Origin of the sequence: Staphylococcus sp. HMSC062A01 (assembly GCF_001836805.1) — a bacterium.
GTDB lineage: Bacteria > Bacillota > Bacilli > Staphylococcales > Staphylococcaceae > Staphylococcus > Staphylococcus haemolyticus.
In genome coordinates, this window is sequence record NZ_KV830647.1 from 1 (window position 1) to 20,339 (window position 20,339).

19 protein-coding genes and 1 pseudogene are annotated in these 20,339 nt (G+C 31.7%); 8 read left to right on the forward strand and 12 right to left on the reverse strand.

The features are described from left to right. A pseudogene (locus tag HMPREF2715_RS11450) lies at positions 1 to 446 on the reverse strand (hypothetical protein); the annotation flags it as partial. 184 nt (positions 447 to 630) lie between these two features. On the opposite strand from HMPREF2715_RS11450, the gene HMPREF2715_RS11455 reads away from it, so the two are divergent. The 6 genes from HMPREF2715_RS11455 (at position 631) to agrA (ending at position 5,716) form a co-directional block, all read left to right on the forward strand. Continuing rightward, the gene (locus HMPREF2715_RS11455; RefSeq protein WP_070440204.1) at positions 631 to 1,254 is read left to right on the forward strand and encodes a nitroreductase family protein; all 624 of its coding nucleotides are present in this window, start codon (positions 631 to 633) and stop codon (positions 1,252 to 1,254) included. Positions 1,255 to 1,446: 192 nt separating this feature from the next. Next, the gene (locus HMPREF2715_RS11460) at positions 1,447 to 2,232 is read left to right on the forward strand and encodes a carbon-nitrogen family hydrolase (protein ID WP_070581837.1); all 786 of its coding nucleotides are present in this window, start codon (positions 1,447 to 1,449) and stop codon (positions 2,230 to 2,232) included. Positions 2,233 to 2,961: 729 nt separating this feature from the next. Continuing rightward, the gene (locus HMPREF2715_RS11465) at positions 2,962 to 3,528 is read left to right on the forward strand and encodes an accessory gene regulator AgrB (RefSeq protein WP_070581835.1); all 567 of its coding nucleotides are present in this window, start codon (positions 2,962 to 2,964) and stop codon (positions 3,526 to 3,528) included. Positions 3,529 to 3,530: 2 nt separating this feature from the next. Then, positions 3,531 to 3,671: a cyclic lactone autoinducer peptide AgrD gene (gene agrD / locus HMPREF2715_RS11470; protein WP_053017473.1), complete on the forward strand. Its 141-nt coding sequence runs from the start codon at positions 3,531 to 3,533 to the stop codon at positions 3,669 to 3,671. Positions 3,672 to 3,697: 26 nt separating this feature from the next. Continuing rightward, the gene (gene agrC, locus HMPREF2715_RS11475) at positions 3,698 to 4,981 is read left to right on the forward strand and encodes a quorum-sensing sensor histidine kinase AgrC (RefSeq protein WP_070581833.1); all 1,284 of its coding nucleotides are present in this window, start codon (positions 3,698 to 3,700) and stop codon (positions 4,979 to 4,981) included. 18 nt (positions 4,982 to 4,999) lie between these two features. After that, positions 5,000 to 5,716 carry a quorum-sensing response regulator AgrA gene (agrA, locus tag HMPREF2715_RS11480; protein ID WP_011275301.1) on the forward strand — a complete coding sequence of 239 codons (717 nt, stop codon included), beginning with the start codon at positions 5,000 to 5,002 and terminating at the stop codon, positions 5,714 to 5,716. 117 nt (positions 5,717 to 5,833) lie between these two features. Here the strand turns inward: agrA and HMPREF2715_RS11485 are convergent, their stop codons facing one another. The 7 genes from HMPREF2715_RS11485 to HMPREF2715_RS11515 form a co-directional block, all read right to left on the reverse strand. Continuing rightward, positions 5,834 to 6,799, reverse strand: a complete 966-nt coding sequence (locus tag HMPREF2715_RS11485; protein WP_011275300.1) for a carbohydrate kinase family protein — start codon at positions 6,797 to 6,799, stop codon at positions 5,834 to 5,836. Positions 6,800 to 6,802: 3 nt separating this feature from the next. Further along, a complete protein-coding gene (locus HMPREF2715_RS11490; protein WP_011275299.1) occupies positions 6,803 to 8,287 on the reverse strand; it encodes a sucrose-6-phosphate hydrolase in 1,485 nt (494 codons plus the stop codon). An 84-nt stretch (positions 8,288 to 8,371) separates the two neighbouring features. After that, the gene (locus HMPREF2715_RS11495; protein ID WP_070678677.1) at positions 8,372 to 9,331 is read right to left on the reverse strand and encodes a LacI family DNA-binding transcriptional regulator; all 960 of its coding nucleotides are present in this window, start codon (positions 9,329 to 9,331) and stop codon (positions 8,372 to 8,374) included. A gap of 100 nt (positions 9,332 to 9,431) precedes the next feature. Then, positions 9,432 to 10,676: an ammonium transporter gene (locus tag HMPREF2715_RS11500; protein WP_070581829.1), complete on the reverse strand. Its 1,245-nt coding sequence runs from the start codon at positions 10,674 to 10,676 to the stop codon at positions 9,432 to 9,434. Between the two features lie 121 nt (positions 10,677 to 10,797). Next, on the reverse strand, positions 10,798 to 11,022 hold the full coding sequence (locus HMPREF2715_RS11505; RefSeq protein ID WP_037538043.1) for a sulfurtransferase TusA family protein: 225 nt from the start codon (positions 11,020 to 11,022) through the stop codon (positions 10,798 to 10,800). 19 nt (positions 11,023 to 11,041) lie between these two features. Then, positions 11,042 to 12,139 (reverse strand): YeeE/YedE family protein, encoded by a 1,098-nt coding sequence (locus tag HMPREF2715_RS11510; RefSeq protein ID WP_070581827.1) that lies wholly within the window; start codon positions 12,137 to 12,139, stop codon positions 11,042 to 11,044. A 198-nt stretch (positions 12,140 to 12,337) separates the two neighbouring features. Then, the gene (locus HMPREF2715_RS11515; protein WP_037551263.1) at positions 12,338 to 12,976 is read right to left on the reverse strand and encodes a redox-sensing transcriptional repressor Rex; all 639 of its coding nucleotides are present in this window, start codon (positions 12,974 to 12,976) and stop codon (positions 12,338 to 12,340) included. 241 nt (positions 12,977 to 13,217) lie between these two features. Between HMPREF2715_RS11515 and HMPREF2715_RS11520 the strand changes: the two genes are divergently transcribed. After that, positions 13,218 to 15,161, forward strand: a complete 1,944-nt coding sequence (locus tag HMPREF2715_RS11520; RefSeq protein WP_070581825.1) for an ABC-F family ATP-binding cassette domain-containing protein — start codon at positions 13,218 to 13,220, stop codon at positions 15,159 to 15,161. A 381-nt stretch (positions 15,162 to 15,542) separates the two neighbouring features. Here the strand turns inward: HMPREF2715_RS11520 and tsaD are convergent, their stop codons facing one another. From tsaD to tsaE, 4 genes are read right to left on the reverse strand one after another with little or no spacing between them, the layout of a single operon-like run. Beyond that, positions 15,543 to 16,571: a tRNA (adenosine(37)-N6)-threonylcarbamoyltransferase complex transferase subunit TsaD gene (gene tsaD, locus HMPREF2715_RS11525; protein WP_070581823.1), complete on the reverse strand. Its 1,029-nt coding sequence runs from the start codon at positions 16,569 to 16,571 to the stop codon at positions 15,543 to 15,545. Then, a complete protein-coding gene (gene rimI, locus HMPREF2715_RS11530; protein WP_053025135.1) occupies positions 16,564 to 17,028 on the reverse strand; it encodes a ribosomal protein S18-alanine N-acetyltransferase in 465 nt (154 codons plus the stop codon). Before rimI ends, tsaD begins: the two co-directional genes overlap by 8 nt. Then, positions 17,001 to 17,666, reverse strand: a complete 666-nt coding sequence (gene tsaB / locus HMPREF2715_RS11535) for a tRNA (adenosine(37)-N6)-threonylcarbamoyltransferase complex dimerization subunit type 1 TsaB (protein ID WP_037551272.1) — start codon at positions 17,664 to 17,666, stop codon at positions 17,001 to 17,003. The genes rimI and tsaB overlap by 28 nt, the downstream gene beginning before the upstream one ends. Further along, entirely contained in the window at positions 17,647 to 18,108 is a 462-nt protein-coding gene (gene tsaE / locus HMPREF2715_RS11540) for a tRNA (adenosine(37)-N6)-threonylcarbamoyltransferase complex ATPase subunit type 1 TsaE (protein ID WP_037551274.1), read from the reverse strand. Before tsaE ends, tsaB begins: the two co-directional genes overlap by 20 nt. A 496-nt stretch (positions 18,109 to 18,604) precedes the next feature. Between tsaE and ilvD the strand changes: the two genes are divergently transcribed. Continuing rightward, complete coding sequence (gene ilvD, locus HMPREF2715_RS11545; protein WP_053025136.1) at positions 18,605 to 20,293, forward strand: dihydroxy-acid dehydratase; 1,689 nt, start codon at positions 18,605 to 18,607, stop codon at positions 20,291 to 20,293. Positions 20,294 to 20,339: the final 46 nt, after the last annotated feature.

The window sequence follows — 20,339 nt, forward strand, 5'->3', positions numbered from 1 at the left end:
GATGAATCATTATCTCCTGGTTGCTCTCCATCATTCGGATTGATTGTATCATTGTCTCCAGAATTATTTGTGTCATCACCATTATTTAAATCAGTATTACTGCCTGAGTTACTATTATCAGATGCGTTACTTTGATCCACAGTATTATCACTATTTTGATTAGCATCATTCTCGTTATTTGATGATGTATCGCTTTCACCGCTATTTTGATTATTATTATTTTTTTCTAATTGAGTTGAATCTTGGGTATCAGATTGATGATTTTCATTGATGTTATTACTACTATTTTGACGTTCTTGGGTATCCGTGTCTGAACTAACCTTACTACTATTAACTTCATTCGTAGCCTGTTGATTATTTTCTACAGCTTTTACGACGTTCTCATTTCCTAGCATAGATGTGCCTAGAGCTAAAATGAGACCTGTATGAGCTATTTTCTTTTTCATCAATCTTCCACCTCCTTGTTTTATAACACTTACAGTATAAAGAATATTTACATATAATGCATTGAAATAAGGTTAATGATAAAAAATATTAATATTTTTGACATTTTTTGTTAAAAACATTTTACATATTTAAGTATAATATTTATACTAGAGATATAACTTATATAAACAAAGAAGATTTAACATGGGCTTATTTAGCAAATCAAAAACAAAACCATTTTTACAAGAAATCGAAGATAGACGTACTATCTATAGCACTGAAACAACAATTTCAATCAGTGATAAAGAACTAGAAGATATGATAGAACATATTATTAAATACACTCCTTCTGCTTTTAATTCTCAATCTACTAGAATCGTTTTGTTATTAAATGATCAACATCACAAATTTTGGGACAATACTAAAATAGTATTAAAAGATGTGATGGGACCTGACCGTGATTTCACTCCAACTGAACAACGTATCGACGGATTTAAACATGCATATGGCACAATTCTTTATTTCGAAGACGAAGATGTGATTAAAGGTTTACAAGAACAAATGCCAAATTATGCTGATAACTTTGCTAATTGGTCAGTTCAAACAAACGCAATGCATCAATTTGCAATTTGGACTGCATTAAGTTCAAAAGGAATTGGCGCTTCATTACAACATTACAATCCTTTAGTAGATCAAATCACTACACAAGAATTTGACATCCCTGCTTCATGGAAACTTGTTGCTCAAATGCCATTTGGTGACATCCGTGAAAAAGCTGGTGAAAAAGAAATACAACCAACTAACAATAGATTAATAATTAAAAAATAATCTACATTCATTGATATCGATTAGATTAACAATTCAAGACTCAGTTTCTCTATGATTCATTTCTATGTTGAAATTGAGTCCTTTTTATATTTATTTTCAAAAATAAAGCATTTTAATCATCACTTTCAAATTTTGATTTTCTTATTCTATTTTAGTAAATTAGAGATAATCATGGGATGAGGAGATTTTTAAATGAAAATACAATTATTTCAATTTTATGTATCATACGGCAATGTAGAAAAAAATGAAAATAAAATAATAAATTGGTTCGAAAATAAATTGGAGGAAGATACAGAGGTTGTTGTTCTTCCTGAAATGTGGAATAACGGATATGCATTGGATGAATTAAATGAGAAAGCAGATAGAGAACTTAGCAGAAGCTTTCCTTTTATCCAATCCTTAGCTAAACAATATAACGTCGATATTGTAGCTGGATCTGTATCAAATATTAGAAATGGCAAAGTTTATAATACTGCATTTACCGTTTCTAAAAACGGACATAGAATAAATAAGTACGATAAAGTTCACTTAGTCCCTATGCTAGATGAGCCGACATATTTAGAAGATGGCAAAACAGTACCAGAACCATTTCCTCTATCTTCAGGTACTCAAGCTACACAAATTATTTGTTATGATTTAAGATTTCCAGAGTTATTAAGATATCCCGCTCGTAATGGTGCACAGATAGCTTTTTTTGTAGCTCAATGGCCAACACCTAGATTGAATCACTGGAGAGTCTTACTTCAAGCACGTGCAATTGAAAATGACATGTTTGTTGTTGCTTGTAACGGAACTGGAAATGACAGTAATACTGATTACGCTGGTCATTCAATGATTATCAATCCAAATGGTGATATATTAGCTGAATTAGGCCAGGATGAGGACACAATCGCATTTAATATTGATTTAAATGAAGTTGATGTTCAACGTGAGAATATTCCTGTATTCAAAAATTTAAAACCAAATCTATATAAATAGTTACTAATCTGTATCCAATTAAATGGATACAGTTTTTTTTACAAAAAAAGTCACGAGCTTGGGAGGAACTCGCGACTTTCATATTAAGGGAATGTTTTTACAGTTATTTCAATCTTTTGGGAATGTTATTAATTATGAAAATTTTACGATAGCTTACATCCTGAAAATATTTAACTTCTATATCTTACAATAGCTAAGTTAAACACTTTCCACTGAGTTTAAACTTCAGTAACTTTACTTAGTTCATTAATAAGTTGGGATGGCTTATTAATGAACTCGTTTAACTACACGAAGAAAACCAAGTAAGAAACTTCATATAAACAAGAAGTCACTTTAGTAATAATGATTAATGGGACATTACTACTATTGCAATGGTTTCATAACCATTAATAACACTTACAACATATGGTAAAGGTGTCAATAATTTCGCAACTACAAACAAAATTATTTAACTCAATTACCAAACAATAACTATTAAATTTAAAGACTAAGATTATTAAGTTTTTATCACTTGTAAGTGATATGAGTCTATTTAAACACAACCTATGAATAAATAATTAATTATTTCTTAAATCGCATTTTTTTATACATAACTGTAATATTTTATATGTTAAAATATTACTTGTAATTTCAAAATAACAGTTAGGTATTTATTTTGAACAGTTAAGCATAAGTACCCAGACCAATTGCACTAAATTGTATAATTGATATAAGGAGAGTGGCACACCATTGAAAGCAATTGATAATAAGATTGAGCAATTCGCATTATATTTGCAACGCAAAAATAATCTTGATCATATTCAATTTTTGAAAGTAAGATTGGGATTACAAGTTGTTGTAAGCAATCTATCAAAAACAATTGTGACATATGGTGTTGCACTTATCTTCCATACATTTCTATACACTTTATTTACACATGTAAGTTATTTTTTAGTTAGACGTTATGCACACGGGGCACATGCAAAATCACCATTGCTATGTCATGTTCAAAATTTAGCTTTATTTGTAGGATTACCCTGGTTGCTAGTATATTTTCAAGTGAATCTGGGTATTATGTATTCTGTAGTTGCAATTGGGACTGTTTTAATTATTTACTATGCCCCTTCAGCAACTAAGAAACAACCAATTCCTAGTCACTTAAAAATGAAAAAGAAGTTATTATCAGTCATCATAACAATGGTTTTATTAATAATTTCATTTTTAGCACCAGAACCGTTTAAGCAATTAATTTTATTAGGAATTACACTTGAGAGCATTACATTATTACCAATCTTTTTTCCTAGGGAGGATTATTAACTATGACAGTATTATTCGATTTGTTTATTAAATTTTTCTCATTTTTATTAGAATCTGTAGGTACATTAGCTTCTTATACTCCATGTGCTACGTACTTTGATGAGCCAGAAGTTCCTGAAGAGTTAACTAACTTAAATAGATAATAAATGTTAGAAAGTGTGAGAGAAGTATGGATGTATTATCAAACGTTCCATTGGCTTTTTTTCAAGGGTTTCTCTTATTTTTAATCGCTAAAATTATTTTAGACATAAGTTATACTAAAAGGGATTATTTAGCCATTTTAGTGGTTATAATCCCTTCAGCCTTTTTATTTATTTACTTGGGCAGTATATCAATTTTATATTTATTAATTGGTTGTGGCTTAATCTTATATACTAAGGTTAAGCTGTATTCATTGATTGCTGTATTAAGTAGCGCTATTCTTATGTTTTTCAGTAATTTTTTAGGTTTTTTATTCGTGGTTTTAGTTGAAAAGCACACTCAAAATTACGTAATAATTTCCTTTTCATACATAGTTATATTTTTTGCTATTTCATTAGTTTTGGCCTTTTCAGTTCAAATTTTATTAAAAAAACTAATGCAATCTTATTTATCTATAAACAAAACTTATTTAACTATAATTTCATTAGTATTAGTTTTATCTTTTATTATCTTGTATGTTTATTCTCAAATACCTAATATAAATAATTCATCCTTAAAAATGTACGGTTTAATTTTCATTGGAATTATTCTTTTCTTTACTGTTCTAATTATTTTCATATCTAACTATATGATTAAAGAACTTCGTTATAAACGTAACATGGAAGAGATTGAAACATATTACGAATATACGTTACAAATTGAGTCAATTAACAATGAAATGCGTAAGTTTAGACATGATTATGTGAACATCTTAACTACAATGTCTGAATATATTCGTGAAGATGATATGCCTGGATTAAGACAATATTTTAATGAAAATATCGTACCTATGAAAGATAATCTTCAAATGAAGTCTATTAAAATTAATGGAACTGAGAATTTAAAAGTACGTGCGATTAAAGGCTTAGTTACCACTAAAATTTTACAAGCTCAAGAAAAAAACATTCCAATTAGCATAGAAGTACCAGAGTTAGTAGAACATATAGAAATGAACACGATTGATCTTAGTCGTATCATTGGAATTATTACTGATAACGCAATAGAAGCATCTGAAACGCTTGAAGATGCATTAATACGTATCGCTTTTATTAATACAGACTCTTCCGTCATGTTTATTGTTATGAATAAATGTAAAGAAGATATGCCACGTATTCACGAACTATTTCAAGAACGCTTTTCAACAAAAGGAGAAAATAGAGGTCTAGGATTAAGTACTCTGAAAGAAATTACTGATTCTACTGAAAATGTATTACTAGATACCACAATAGAGAATGGCTACTTTATACAAAAAGTAGAAATCATTAACAATTAGTCATAAGGATGTGTAATCATGAAAATATTCATTTGTGAAGATGATGTAAAACAACGTGAAAATATGGTTTCAATTATTAATAATTACATTATGATTGAAGAAAAACCTATGGAGATTGCGCTTGCAACAGACGATCCTTATGAAGTCATTGAAAAATCTAAAGAGATGAATGATGTCGGATGTTACTTTCTAGATATTCAATTAGAGGCTGATATCAACGGTATTAAATTAGGTAGTGAAATTCGTAAGTATGACCCTATTGGAAATATCATATTCGTTACAAGTCATAGTGAGTTAACGTACCTAACCTTTGTTTACAAAGTGTCAGCAATGGATTTTATCTTTAAAGATGATCCAAGCCAATTACAGTCCAGAATTATTGATTGCTTAGAAACTGCACACACTCGCTTAAAATTATTATCTAAAGAAAGTACTGTTGAAACGATTGAATTGAAACGAGGAAGTAATTCAATTTATGTTCAATATGATGACGTAATGTTTTTCGAATCATCTACAAAATCACATCGATTAATCGCACATTTAGATAATCGTCAAATTGAGTTCTATGGCAATTTAAAAGAACTTGCACAACTTGATGAGCGGTTCTTTAGATGTCACAACAGCTTCGTTGTTAACAGACATAATATTGAATCCATAGATTCAAAAGAACGTATTGTCAATTTTAAAAACGGTGAGCACTGTTTTGCTTCGGTTCGTAATGTTAAAAAAATATAGTTATGTCTATCAAACTTTTTAAATATAAATTTCATCACAGAAGTAAAAATAATTGAGAATATCACGTATAAAAAAGCCAGTAAATGAACTAATAAAATCATTTACTGGCACTTTTTATCATTTATTTAATTCAGTTGTAACATCTTCAATTGTAGGAATACTCTCTATTGCACCGTATTTAGTTGTAACCTTTGCGGCCACCATGTTGCTAAATCTGAGAATGTCCTGTCCTTCTTCTTTTAGCAACTTAGTAATATTTAATTCGTCACTCAATAGCATTCTACTTATTGCAGCTCCTATAAAGGCATCCCCTGCGCCAGTTGTATCAATTGCTTTTACTTTAAATCCTCCATGATGTATCTTAGTCCCATCTTTTAAAATGATACTTGCACCTGCAGCACCTTGAGTATAAATAACTGCTTCTACAGAACCCTCAAATAATGATTGAATAGCTTTATCTTCATCCGCTTCACCAGTTATAAATTCTAGCTCTTCATCTGAAATTTTAATCACATTAGCTTTCGGTAAAAATTCATGAATTGCTTCTTTACATGCTTCAGCATTTTGCCAAAGAGGTAAACGAACATTAGGATCAAAAACAATGGTTGCATTTGCTGACTTAAATTTATTTACCATAGATTTGTGAGCTTCTTTCATATTACTTTCAACTAAATCAACAGAACAGAAATGTAATACATCGTTTGGCTTGATTGTAATTTCATTTAGATATTCAGCTTTATAAAGCATATCAGCTGAGGGTTTACGATAAAATGAAAAATCTCTTTGTCCATCTTCTTTTAAACTCACAAATGCTAGTGCAGTATTAGCTTGATCTGTTCGCTTTATAAATTGAGTACCTACACCAATATCTTTTAAAGTTTCTACGATAATGTCTCCAAATGCATCATTACCTAATTGAGTGACCATTTCAGTGGAGGCACCCATTTTTCGAGCTACACTCACAACATTAGCTGGTGCACCTCCAACCTGTCTACTAAACTGTTCAACATCTTTAAGTTCAGAGTTCTTAACATTTGGAATAAAATCTATTAATGCTTCACCTATCCCATATAACTTTCTCATTTTTTACTCATCCTTAAGTTCATATTTAGTGAATTTTAAATATACTTGTCCAGTCTCCGTTGAAGTTTCTATACCTGTAGCATTTTCATCTGGAAATATTCTTGATGTTAAAACACGTTCCCCATCATTACAGAATATTTCAATACTAGATGTATCAACAAATATTTGCAAACGTGTGAGAGGAGAATCCAATATCGTACTTCTCGTTAAATCTTGAACATTTTCAGGCAATAATCCACTTTCTGAGCGATCTAATGTAATTTTTTGTTCCCTTGTATTGTAGATAATTTTGGTGTTATTTTGTTTTGAGGTCCGTAATTCAAAATAAATTTTTGAAGCGTCATTTTCGATAATATCAATAATTAGTTCATATTGTTTGCCTTCATATGGATGTAATTTTCGGTTAAATTTATTTGCATAACCTAATGCCGTTTCTTTATTTTTACGTAATCGTTCAAGACCTTTAAACGGGCGTTGTCGTAATTGATTATTCTCTATTGTTAGTACTCTAGGTATCGTTAAACAATGTGCCCATCCTTCTTCATCAGTAGGATAATTTATTTCTGGCAAGCCCATCCAACCTATTAAAACTCGATTGCCATTTTCATCTAAAAAAGTTTGGGGTGCGTAAAAATCAAAACCATTATCCAGTTCTACAAATTCACTATGATCAAAGGATAATGAATCAAAATTTAAATCCCCAATTAAATAGCCTGATTGATATATATTTCTAAACTGATCCCCTTGTGGTTCTATTCCCTGAGGGCTGAACAGTAAGATATCCTTAGAATCTAATTTAAAATAATCGGGACATTCCCACATATAACCAAAGTTTTTTAATTTAGTATCAATTTCTCCACAATATGACCATTGATTTAGTTGCTTATCATTCGTTTTATAAATTAAGCAGCAACCAAGTTCCTCGTTTGTTTGAGCACCTATAATCGCATAATATTCATTATTTAATTCAAAAACTTTAGGATCTCTAAAATGACTTGTATACCCTTCAGGTTGTGAAGGAATTACGGGTTCATCAAATTTAGTAATCTCTCCATTACTTTGAACTTTAGCAATCATCTGACTAGCATATCGATTCCATTGTTCATCACGATGATTGCCTGTATACATGTAATATAAATCTCCATTATGATCAAAAGCACTACCACTGTAAACACCATGGCTATCATAATATGTATCGGGTTTGATTAAGGTATCTTGTGGTTCAAATGCCACTAAATCATCACTAGTATAATTAAACCAATATTTCAATCCATGCACTGCTCCTAATGGGAACCATTGATGTGAAACATAATATTTGCCGTTATGATAAATTAATCCATTAGGATCATTTAGCAAACCAGTTTCAGGTTGAATATGAAATATTTGACGAAATCTTGACGCTTTAACTTGTTGCTTGAGATTTTCTAAGTACTTTTTATCAACGTCTTCAATACGACGATAACGTTCTTCTCTTGACCATTCAGCCATATTATTCCTCCAAAATAATTTAAATCTAAAGTTAATATAATTTTATCATTGATTATGGTATCGGTTCCATAGTTTTAAATATTTTTAAAAATCCTCTATTTCAACAGGAATGACAGTTTTAGATACTGCATTTTTAGAAAAAATTAATTCATTCAATTGGTTCATAGCATATGTGCCAGCTTTAAAATAATTGAATTTAACTGTCGTAATAGCGGGTGTAACAAGTTGTGTCATTGGGTCTCCCCCAAATCCAAAAATATGATAATTTCCAGTAGCATTGTTTTGTTGAGAATAAAATTTATGAATTGCTAATGCAATAGGATCTGTTGCTCCAATTAACGCATCGATACCTCTAGCATTTTTTAACTTCTTAGAAACATCATTTTTTGCCTCTTCATATCTAAAAGAAGTTAAATAAATTTCAGGATAAACATCGTATTTTTTCAAACCATCAATAATACCTTGTTTACGTTTGATGCCTACAGCAACGTCCTCCTCACTTACACCAAAGAATACAACGTTTTTATGCTTTTTACGCCCTATCTGTTCCCCTACTATAAAACCAGCTTGATAATCATCATGAATTATACTATGTAAATTGGGATAGGATTGTCCAACCAGAATTACCGGTACATTTAATTTTTCAATTACTTCCAAGTGTTCATCAGTCAAAGTAGTAGCCATTAATATAATGCCATCCACTTTACTTCTTGAAAATGTCTCCAATGCCCCTATTTCAGCACGTATATCTAAACCAGTATAGTTAAGTAATAATTGATATTGATGTTGATGGCATACAGATACAATTCCTTTCACAGTTTCATCAACCGCATGTGAATTCATCCTTGGAATGATAGCACCAATAAGATTCGTATGTTTAGCTCTTAAACTTTGAGCAAACTGATTCGGCTGATAATCATGTTCTTCAATAATTCGACTTAATTTTTCTTTAGTTTGATGGCTTACTGAGCCACCATTTAAAAAGCGGGAGACCGTGCTTTTAGATACTCCCGCTAATTTTGCGATATCTGATATATTCTTCATTAGATTAATCACCTAAATTAATTTTCATTTAAAGATTATTTTATCATAGAAATAATCTCTCAAAGTAACTTTTTTAATATGTATTATCCTAATAATATTATCAATATCTCTTATTTAATTTGTTTAGTTCTCCATAAAAATAGGCTTTCTCACCATGAACAAGTTGATCTAAACCTGCTTTATCTTCTTCTTCAGTAGTAGCGATAGGCATTATTTTCTGTAAAATTTTTCCTATAATCCATGTTAAAACAATGGTATAACACAATACCACGACAACAGCTAGTATTTGAATTAAGATTGAGTGTACATCTCCTGTATAGATTAAACCATTTGATACATCATTATTAACATAGTGTGATTGAAAAACACCGGTAAGAATAGCACCAACAATTCCTCCAGCTCCATGAATACCAAATGCATCAAGTGTATCATTATATTTATATTTCACTTTAATTACATTAATAACAAGGTAACAAACGATTCCACCTGTAATTGAAATAATATAAGCACTGAAATAACTAACATAGCCTGCTGCCGGTGTAATAGCGACTAACCCTGCCAACACGCCTGATAACAACCCAAGTAAACTTAATTTCTTAGTAATACAGTACCCAACTACTAACCAGCTAAGAGCGCCACCACTTGCAGCAATAATCGTATTTACAAATGATGTTAATGCGACATCATTTAAAGTATATGCACTACCTGTGTTAAAGCCATACCAACCTACCCATACTAAAATACCGCCAATTAAAGTGATTAAAAGATTATGTGGCTGTATTTTTTCAATTTTTTTACCATTACCTATCATAATAGCCAAAATTAGTCCTGAGAGTCCAGATGTGATATGTACAACTGTACCACCTGCATAATCAAGAGCACCAAGTTGTTGAATCCAACCTCGGCCCCACACCCAATGCGCAACTGGACTATATATTAAAATCACCCATAAAAAGATAAAGATAATAAATGGAAAGAATTTCATACGTTCAGCGATTGAACCTGAAAGGATTGAAACTGCAATTGTACAAAACATCATTTGGAATAGCATAAATAATGCAAATGGAATATGCGGACTTAATTGATCATTAACTGCAAAGCCAACATGCTGTAACCCAATTAAATCAAAATTCCCTATCAAAGCATTTCCAGTTCCAAAGCTTAATGAAAATCCTAATGCAACCCATGTGAAAGTCACGATAATCATTGCTGCCATACTTTGCATTACTGTATTCAAAACATTCTTTGATTGAACTAGACCACCGTAAAATAAGCTAAGACCTGGTGTCATAATCCATACAAGTAAAGTGCAAAGAAATAAAAAAATTGTGTCATCCATCTTCATAATTACCACTTCCTTTAAAAATATCATAATGATACTAAATTGAAATAGCAAAAATACGTAAGATAAAATGACACAATATGTTACATAATATAACACAGACGCTTTACATGCTTATTTTGTTTTAAGCTTTCTGAATTGTAATTGTCCATGAAGCATCGTCTAATTGTTCATAATTCGTAACTGGATAACCTTGCTCGGCTGCCCAATTAGGAATGGCTTCTGTTGCTTGTGTACAATCAAAATCAATTTTAAGTTCATCACCACTATCTAGTGTTTGCATTTTCTTTTGCGCTTCTATTAATGGGAATGGACAAACCATACCTACAGTACCTAATTCATATAACATTGTATTACCTCCAAATTAATTAAGTCGTTTGTACTTGTTTTGTCGCTGTTGTTGCTTGAGACTTAGATGTTTGTTTTTCTAATTTTTTCATTGGTCTAATAAATATAAAGTAACTCATAAACCATACACCTAAAATCATAGAACCAAGTGCTATCCATCCTTTCCAAGACATGATAGCAGTTTCTACTAAACCATTTCCAATTGAACATCCTCCAGCTACTGAAGCACCAAATCCCATACAAATACCACCAATAGCACTATTGCGAATGGTCTTCTTATCAGGTAATCGCCATTTAAATTCACGTGATCCTTTAGCAGCAATATAAGAACCTAAGAATATACCTAAAATCAATAATACTCCCCAATCAATTAGCTTAGTATCACCTGTAATTAAAAAGGTAATTAAGTTTGCTGAAGGTGTAGTAATGCCTAAGCCGTAATCTCTTCCAGTAGAAATACTCATTGGCCAAGCTATCAAAGCAATTAACCCTACTGCAATACCAGCCACAAATGGATGGTATCGTTTTTCAAATAAATAGTGTCTCAAGCCACTATACTTTTGTTTAAGCTTTGGAACTGCAAATTTGGGTTTTGGTTTACGTAATGTTTTAGTTACAAAAATGATAGTTATAATTGTTAATACTAACGTAAACACCCACATAGGAATACCGGTAGTCTGAGACATATTTGCATTAATGTTTGTAGGTTTATTAATCCATGTCATTACTGGAAGTAAAATACCAGTTTTAGTAATAGCGGCAGTTACAGCATATAGTACGAGCGCTATCCAACTGCCAATCAAACCTTCACCAGCTCGATACCATGTACCTGTAGCACATCCTCCTGCTAATACAATACCGATTCCAAATATAAAACCACCAATAATTGTACCTATAATTGGAAATGTACTATCTGGGATAGATATAACATTTAATCCGGTTAAAATAAGTAGTCCAATACTTTGGACTGTAATAGCAACTAATAAGGCATAAAACATTTTATTATTTTTTTGAACGTACATATCTCTGAAGCCACCAGCTAAACAGAAGCGTGTACGTTGCATCACAAACCCTAATAATATACCTACTATAAGACCACTAATAATCATCCATATCACTATCATTTCATCCTTTCCCGATTATTTTACTAAGGTATTATAATCAATTGTACTAAATTTGGCAACATCTTAAAATTAAACGCTTTTGATTTTTAATAATATGATGTTTTCAATACTAAATGAAATTAATGAATTTTAAACGTAAATTAAAAAACATCCCTCTTATAAAGAAGGATGTAAGAATATAAATATAAAAATTTAATTAGAATAGTTTTTCATAAAGAATAGCAATGATTGCAATTCTATGCCCAAGTCAATATGATGCACTTGTACGGTATTAGGTACTTCTATTCTAGCTGGTGTGAAATTTAGTATACCTTGAATATTAGCTTCAACTAATTGATTTGCAACCTGTTGTGCCGCTTCTTCTGGTGTAGTTAATATTACAACATTTATTTTTTGAGCATTGAGTACTTTTTTTAAATCGTTCATATGATGCACAGATACATCACCAATCTCTGTTCCGACAATCTGTTCATCTATATCAAAAGCCTCAGTTATTGTCATTTCATCATGAATTGAAAAGTTATATGTCAAAAGTGCTCGACCTAAATTACCAACACCTACTAAAGCTATGTATATATTATCACTATCACTTAGTGCTGTTTTAAAGAATTCTAATAGACTATCTATATTGTAACCGTAACCTTTTTTGCCTAATTCTCCAAAGTAAGAGAAATCTCTTCGGATGGTTGCTGATTCGATATTAAGTGCCTCACTAATAGCCTTAGAATTAACCCTATCAATGCCTTTAGACTTGAGTGTGTTAACGAATCTGTAATATAAAGGTAATCGCTTCAAAGTTGCCCGTGGAATTTTAGATTTATTATGAGCCATTTAAAATATCCCTCCTTTATGTTTGAATTTTATAATCTATGTATCCAAACTATTTTGAGTGCTATACGTTTTAAATTTAAAAATGTCATTATGTCCTATTATGAATACTGGAATATTATACCTTAACATATTTTAAAAATAAATAACTTAGTTTCAAGAAACTAAGTTATACGGTAAAATATAGAGTAATATACAATCTAATTTCGAGTAATAAACTTATAAATAGAAAGGTGAAACCTGAATGATACTCTTGCAATTAAACGATATTTCGAAATCATTTGATGGCGAAGATATTTTTACGCGTGTGAATTTCGAAGTAAAAACAGGCGAACGAATTGGTGTCGTAGGCAGAAACGGTGCCGGTAAATCGACTTTAATGAAAATCATTGCCGGTGTTGAAGACTATGATAGCGGTCATATATCAAAAATCAAAAATTTACGTATGGGTTATTTAACACAGCAAATGACACTTAATTCATCCGCTTCAGTCTTCGAAGAAATGTCAAAACCGTTTGAACATTTAAAAAAAATGGAACTTCTAATTAAAGAAGAAACGAACTGGCTAGCTGATCAAGCATCTAACTATGATTCCGAAGAATATCAACAACATATGGAACGCTATGAATCTTTAACTAATCAATTCGAACAACTTGATGGTTATCAGTATGAGAGTAAAATCAAAACTGTTCTACATGGTTTAAATTTCAATGAAGATGATTTCGATAAACCTATCAACGATTTCAGTGGTGGTCAAAAAACGCGATTATCCTTAGCCCAAATGCTATTGAATGAGCCAGATTTATTACTACTAGACGAACCTACAAACCATTTAGATTTAGAAACGACGAAGTGGTTAGAGGATTATTTAAAATATTTCAAAGGTGCCATTGTTATTATTAGTCACGATAGATATTTCCTAGATAAAATCGTCACTCAAATATATGATGTTGCACTTGGCAATGTTAAACGTTACGTCGGAAATTATGAACAATTTATTGAGCAACGTCATAAATATTACGAAAGCAGAATGCAAGAATATGAACGTCAGCAAGATGAAATTAAACGATTAGAAACATTTGTAGAGAAAAATATAACACGTGCTTCAACTAGTGGAATGGCAAAAAGCCGTCGAAAAACACTAGAAAAAATGGAACGTATTGACAAACCTATGTTGGACGCAAGAAGTGCTAACATTCAATTTGGCTTTAATCGTAATACAGGTAATGACGTTATGCATATTCGTAATCTGAAAATTGGTTATGATTCGCCTATAACATCTCCTATTAATATTGAAGTAAGTAAGGGGGATCATATTGCTATTATTGGCCCAAATGGCGTAGGTAAAACTACTCTGATCAAGACCATCGCTCGACTTCAAAAGCAATTAGAAGGTGAAATTACCTTTGGTGCAAATCTTCAAATTGGTTATTATGATCAAAAGCAAGCTGAATTTAAATCTAATAAAACAATTATCGACTATGTTTGGGATCAATATCCAACAATGAATGAAAAAGATATTCGTGCTATACTCGGACGTTTCTTATTCGTGCAAGATGATGTAAAAAAAGTCATCAATGATTTATCTGGTGGAGAAAAAGCTCGTTTGCAATTAGCACTACTTATGCTTCAAAGAGATAATGTATTAATCCTTGATGAACCAACAAACCATCTTGATATAGATTCTAAAGAGATGTTAGAACAAGCGCTAAAAGATTTTGAAGGAACTATTCTTTTTGTGTCACACGATCGTTACTTTATTAATCAATTAGCAAATAAAGTATTCGACTTAAATAATGACGGTGGCCAAATGTATTTGGGAGATTATCAATATTACATCGAGAAAACAGAAGAAGCAGCAGCACTTGAAGCTTTTAAAAATGAACGAAATGATTTAAGTAAAGAGGATACTTCAAAACAAAATGAAGCTAATGAAAATATAAATACTTATGATTCTCAAAAGCAACAACGTCGTGAGCAACGAAAATTAGAACGACTCATTGAGAACTGTGAAGCCAAAATTGAAACATTTGAGAATGAAATAGCACGCATTGATGAACAACTCACTCAGCCTGACGTGTTCAATAATCCTGATAAAGCCTCATCATTAGCGAATCAGAAACTTGAAACCGAACAGAAGTTAGAACAGGTTATGTTGGAATGGGAAAATTTACAAGAAAACATCTAAAAACTCATCATTTTACTATTAGCTAGAAAGTATTAATTAACTTTCTAGCTAATTTTTTATACAAATTTCAACAAAAGTTATAAACAGCTAAAATACGATATTATCAACTATCCACATAGTTATCCCACTTGTCCACAACTTATTTCAAATTATTTTACAAACTTTTTACACAAAATTAAATTCATATCCACATTGTTAAGAACGGTTTATCCACAACTTATGCACTTAATGTTGATAAGTACAAACGTTCCCTATTGACCTTTTGAATTATTTTTATCTCAATAAAAAACCTCCTGTTAACAGTGGATCTTAATCCTTACGTTAAAAGAGGTTCTTTATGATTATTGAAATAATTAATTCGATTAAATAAATAATATAAATTTAAACGTCTATAGTAGCTTCTTCTATATCCATATTATTTTCGCCATTCAAATCTAACTTAGCTGTAATTCCTGACTTATAATAGTAATATGCTGCAGCACCAATCATTGCTGCATTATCAGTACATAATTTAGGACTTGGAATGGATAAATGAATATTATTATCTTCACATAATTGTTGTAAACGATGTCGCAGTCCTTTATTACTTGCAACACCTCCAGCAATAATAAGTCTGTTAACTTTATAGGCTTTACATGCATTAATCGCTTTGGTACTTAACACGTCTACAACACTATTTTGAAAACTAGTTGCTACATCTTCTTTTACAACTTCTTCATTCTTTTGTCGCAAATTATGCAGTTTATTTATAACAGAACTTTTCAATCCACTAAAACTAAAATCATAACTTTCCTTTTCTAACCACACTCTAGGAAAATCATAAGTATCTTTACCATATTGAGCTAATTTATCAATTTGTGGCCCTCCAGGGTATGGTAAATCAATTGTTCGAGCGACTTTATCATACGCCTCTCCCACTGCATCATCTCTTGTCTCACCAATTACTTCGAAATGCATATGAGATTTCATATATACTAATTCAGTATGGCCCCCTGACACAATTAGCGCAATTAAAGGAAATGTTAATGTTTCTTCTAAATGATTAGCATAAATGTGACCAGCAATATGGTGTACAGGAATAAGTGGCTTGTCATAAGCAAAAGCTAGTGCTTTCGCTGCATTAATACCGATAAGTAGTGCACCAATTAATCCTGGTCCTTGAGTCACTGCTATTGCATCAATATCATTCATTGATATATTTGCAGTTGTTAATGCTTCATCAATCGTTGTCGTAATCCCTTCAACGTGATGTCGACTTGCAACTTCAGGTACAACACCACCGAAACGCTTATGACTCTCAATTTGACTTAATACAATATTAGATAAAATTGAATTTCCATTTTTAATGACACTTACACTTGTTTCATCACAACTCGTTTCTATTGCTAATATTAATGTTTCTTTATTCATTTAAGTTCACCCACATTACCATTGCATCCTCGCCTTCTCCATAATAATTTTTACGTTTACCTCCATATTGAAAACCCAAATTAGTATAAACATGTTGCGCAATTACATTATCTACCCTAACTTCCAAGCTCATCACTTCACATGAATGGCTTGCATAATCCATGACATATTTTAATAATAATTGTCCCAGTCCATAACCTCTAAAGTCTTTATGAATTGCTATTGTTGTAATTTGAGCTTGATCAATAACCATCCATAGTCCTAGATATCCGATAATTTCATTTTTAAAAACAATCACAAAATATTTAGCAAAGTTATTTTCATTCAATTCATGATAAAATGCATCAATTGTCCACGAACTATCATTGAAACTATCTCGTTCTATATCGAATACACTGGGGACATCATCTACTTGCATTGCTCTAATTGTTAATTCTGCTTCTGTTGGTTTAGCCAATTTCTTTCAGCCTCTGATAATTTAATATAATTAGGAACAAATGTATGAATCGGTTCACTTTTAGTTATGAGTTGTTTCATAGTTGGAGCATGAGGTAAATTATTTTTTATTTCTCCACCAAGTTGTTCGGATAACTTATCAGCATCTCTACCAACATAAAGAAATGGTTGGTTCATTTTAGTTAATTGCTTTTTTAATTCTTCAATAGGTAAATATTGATCTTCTAAAATAGTTGTTATATTTCCATCAACGTTTTGATAAACACCAGTGTATACCGCTTCACGACGTGCATCAATGATTGGAACTAATAATTTTTGTTCATCATTCTCTACTGTTGCAGCTAATGCTGCTAAAGATGATACACCATATAATTTAGTGTTCAATGCATAGGCCAACGTTTTAGCGGTGGTTACGCCAATTCTAACTCCAGTATAGGAACCTGGACCCTTAGCAACCACAATCCCATCAATAGCATTTTTTTCAATTTTTGCTTCTTCAAATAAGTGCTGAATACCAGGCATAAGTTGACTCGTATGATCTTTTTTATCTTCCGACGTAGTTTCTGCCAAGACGATATCATCTTGCATGATTGCGATTGACATCGGTTGATTAGATGTATCAATCATTAATAAATTCACTTTCAACTTCCTCCTTTACTTTTAAATAATGGGTTCCTTGGGCTTCTAATTTTATAGTTCTTTTTGATTCACATAAAGTTTCTATATTGATTATTAAATGTTCCTTAGGTAATAAATCTTGAATAAATTGACTCCATTCAATAATGGTAATGCCTTCATCTTGAAAATATTCATCAAATCCTAGATCTTCATCTGAATCTTCCAAACGATAACAGTCCATATGATGTAATTTTAAATTACTCCCTTTATATGATTTTATAATATTAAAAGTAGGAGAATTAATATTACGCTTAACTCCTAAATGTTTACCTATAAATTGTGTTAGTGTAGTTTTACCTGCCCCTAGGTCGCCATTTAAAAGGATTAAATCACTAGGCTCTAAGTGTCGAACTAACACGTTTGCAAAATGATTTAATTCATCCAAATTATTAATACTTATCATTAGTCCCACTCTTTCAAATTTTTTTAATCAAATGATTATTCATGACCATTTCAGAACTTATGGTAACTTATTTTATTCTCGTAAACTAAATTAAGTCATAAAAATTTTAACTTACTAATTATAACAAATTCCTTAAACAATTTCCCTATACTCAACACAAGAATGATGAGATTAAGTTGTTAGAAAATTCTTAAAAATTCTATTGACTTAATAAAAATGATATAGTAAATTAAGTTTATCGAATTTTTAAACAATTCTAACTATTCTAATATAACCATTCAAGAAAGGAGTATATTAAAATGACAAATCAAACATATAACCCGACTGACAATTTAATTATTTTATTATACTCGCAAGGACTGGAACTTTAGTAATTATCTGTTACTAAATGTTTAAGTCCTATTTCTCATTGAATGGGACTTATAGACGTCCCATTCATAAATTGGGACGTCTTTTTATGTTTTAAACTTATTATGTTTTATGGGGGGAATTATTTATGAGAAGTGACATGATAAAAAAAGGTGATCATCAAGCACCTGCTCGAAGTCTTTTACACGCCACGGGCGCACTTAAAAATCCAACAGATATGAACAAACCTTTTGTAGCAATATGTAACTCTTATATCGATATTGTACCTGGACATGTGCATTTAAGAGAATTGGCTGACATTGCTAAAGAAGCTATTCGTGAGGCAGGCGCTATACCTTTCGAGTTTAATACTATTGGTGTTGATGATGGTATAGCTATGGGACACATTGGAATGCGTTACTCACTTCCCTCTCGAGAAATCATTGCTGATGCTGCAGAGACCGTTATTAATGCGCACTGGTTCGATGGCGTATTTTACATTCCTAATTGCGACAAAATAACACCCGGTATGTTATTAGCTGCCGTTAGAACCAATGTACCAGCTATATTCTGTTCTGGTGGGCCTATGAAAGCTGGTTTATCAGCGCAAGGTAAAGCTTTGACATTATCATCAATGTTTGAAGCGGTTGGCGCATTTAAAGAAGGTAAACTCTCCAAAGAAGCATTTTTAGATATGGAACAAAACGCTTGCCCTACTTGCGGTTCTTGCGCGGGAATGTTTACTGCAAACTCAATGAATTGTTTAATGGAAGTGTTAGGCTTGGCACTACCATATAACGGTACAGCTTTAGCAGTAAGCGAACAAAGAAGAGAAATGATTCGTGAAGCTGCATTTAAATTAGTAGATAATATCAAAAAAGATATCAAACCACTTGATATCGTAACTCGAGAAGCTATCGATGATGCATTTGCACTTGATATGGCGATGGGTGGTTCAACTAACACGGTATTACATACGCTAGCCATTGCAAACGAAGCTGGTATTAATTACGATTTGGAACGTATCAATGAAATCGCTAAAAAGACGCCTTATTTATCTAAGATTGCACCAAGTTCTTCATATTCTATGCATGATGTCCACGAAGCAGGTGGTTGTCCAGCTATCATCAATGAATTGATGAAAAAAGAAGGAACATTACATCCAGATAGACTCACAGTTACTGGAAAAACACTTCGTGAAAATAATGAAGGTAAAGAAATTAAGAATTTTGATGTCATTCATTCACTAGATGATCCTTATGATAAGCAAGGTGGTCTCTCAATATTATTTGGAAATATAGCGCCTAAAGGGGCTGTCATTAAAGTTGGTGGCGTTGATCCTTCTATTAAGACATTTACTGGTAAAGCAATTTGTTTCAATTCACACGATGAAGCTGTTGAAGCAATTGATAATAAAATCGTACGCGAAGGTCACGTCGTTGTTATTCGATATGAAGGTCCTAAAGGTGGACCAGGAATGCCTGAAATGTTAGCCCCTACTTCTTCAATTGTAGGTAGAGGTTTAGGTAAGGATGTCGCATTAATAACTGATGGTAGATTCTCTGGTGCAACGAGAGGTATCGCTGTCGGCCACATTTCACCAGAAGCAGCTTCAGGTGGACCTATTGGACTCATTAAAGACGGCGATGAAGTCACTATTGATTTAATCAATCGAACTTTAGATGTTAATCAAACTGAAGAAGAACTTAATCATCGTAAAGAAGCATTACAACCTTTTAAGGCAAAAGTGAAATCAGGTTATCTGGCAAGATATACTGCTTTGGTCACTAGTGCGAATACTGGTGGTATTATGCAAGTTCCCGAAAATCTAATCTAACTAGAGGAGTTGTTCGACATGACAAGTAAAAAGGAAAGTAGCATAG

Bases quoted from the DNA above. Each gene is read 5' to 3' on its own strand.
- HMPREF2715_RS11455 (WP_070440204.1), top strand. From the start codon at position 631: ATGGGCTTATTTAGCAAATCAAAAACAAAACCATTTTTACAAGAAATC.
- HMPREF2715_RS11460 (WP_070581837.1), top strand. From the start codon at position 1,447: ATGAAAATACAATTATTTCAATTTTATGTATCATACGGCAATGTAGAA.
- agrD (WP_053017473.1), top strand. From the start codon at position 3,531: ATGACAGTATTATTCGATTTGTTTATTAAATTTTTCTCATTTTTATTA.
- agrC (WP_070581833.1), top strand. From the start codon at position 3,698: ATGGATGTATTATCAAACGTTCCATTGGCTTTTTTTCAAGGGTTTCTC.
- agrA (WP_011275301.1), top strand. From the start codon at position 5,000: ATGAAAATATTCATTTGTGAAGATGATGTAAAACAACGTGAAAATATG.
- HMPREF2715_RS11485 (WP_011275300.1), bottom strand. From the start codon at position 6,799: ATGAGAAAGTTATATGGGATAGGTGAAGCATTAATAGATTTTATTCCA.
- HMPREF2715_RS11490 (WP_011275299.1), bottom strand. From the start codon at position 8,287: ATGGCTGAATGGTCAAGAGAAGAACGTTATCGTCGTATTGAAGACGTT.
- HMPREF2715_RS11495 (WP_070678677.1), bottom strand. From the start codon at position 9,331: ATGAAGAATATATCAGATATCGCAAAATTAGCGGGAGTATCTAAAAGC.
- HMPREF2715_RS11500 (WP_070581829.1), bottom strand. From the start codon at position 10,676: ATGAAGATGGATGACACAATTTTTTTATTTCTTTGCACTTTACTTGTA.
- HMPREF2715_RS11505 (WP_037538043.1), bottom strand. From the start codon at position 11,022: ATGTTATATGAATTAGGTACTGTAGGTATGGTTTGTCCATTCCCATTA.
- HMPREF2715_RS11515 (WP_037551263.1), bottom strand. From the start codon at position 12,976: ATGGCTCATAATAAATCTAAAATTCCACGGGCAACTTTGAAGCGATTA.
- HMPREF2715_RS11520 (WP_070581825.1), top strand. From the start codon at position 13,218: ATGATACTCTTGCAATTAAACGATATTTCGAAATCATTTGATGGCGAA.
- tsaD (WP_070581823.1), bottom strand. From the start codon at position 16,571: ATGAATAAAGAAACATTAATATTAGCAATAGAAACGAGTTGTGATGAA.
- tsaE (WP_037551274.1), bottom strand. From the start codon at position 18,108: ATGATAAGTATTAATAATTTGGATGAATTAAATCATTTTGCAAACGTG.
- ilvD (WP_053025136.1), top strand. From the start codon at position 18,605: ATGAGAAGTGACATGATAAAAAAAGGTGATCATCAAGCACCTGCTCGA.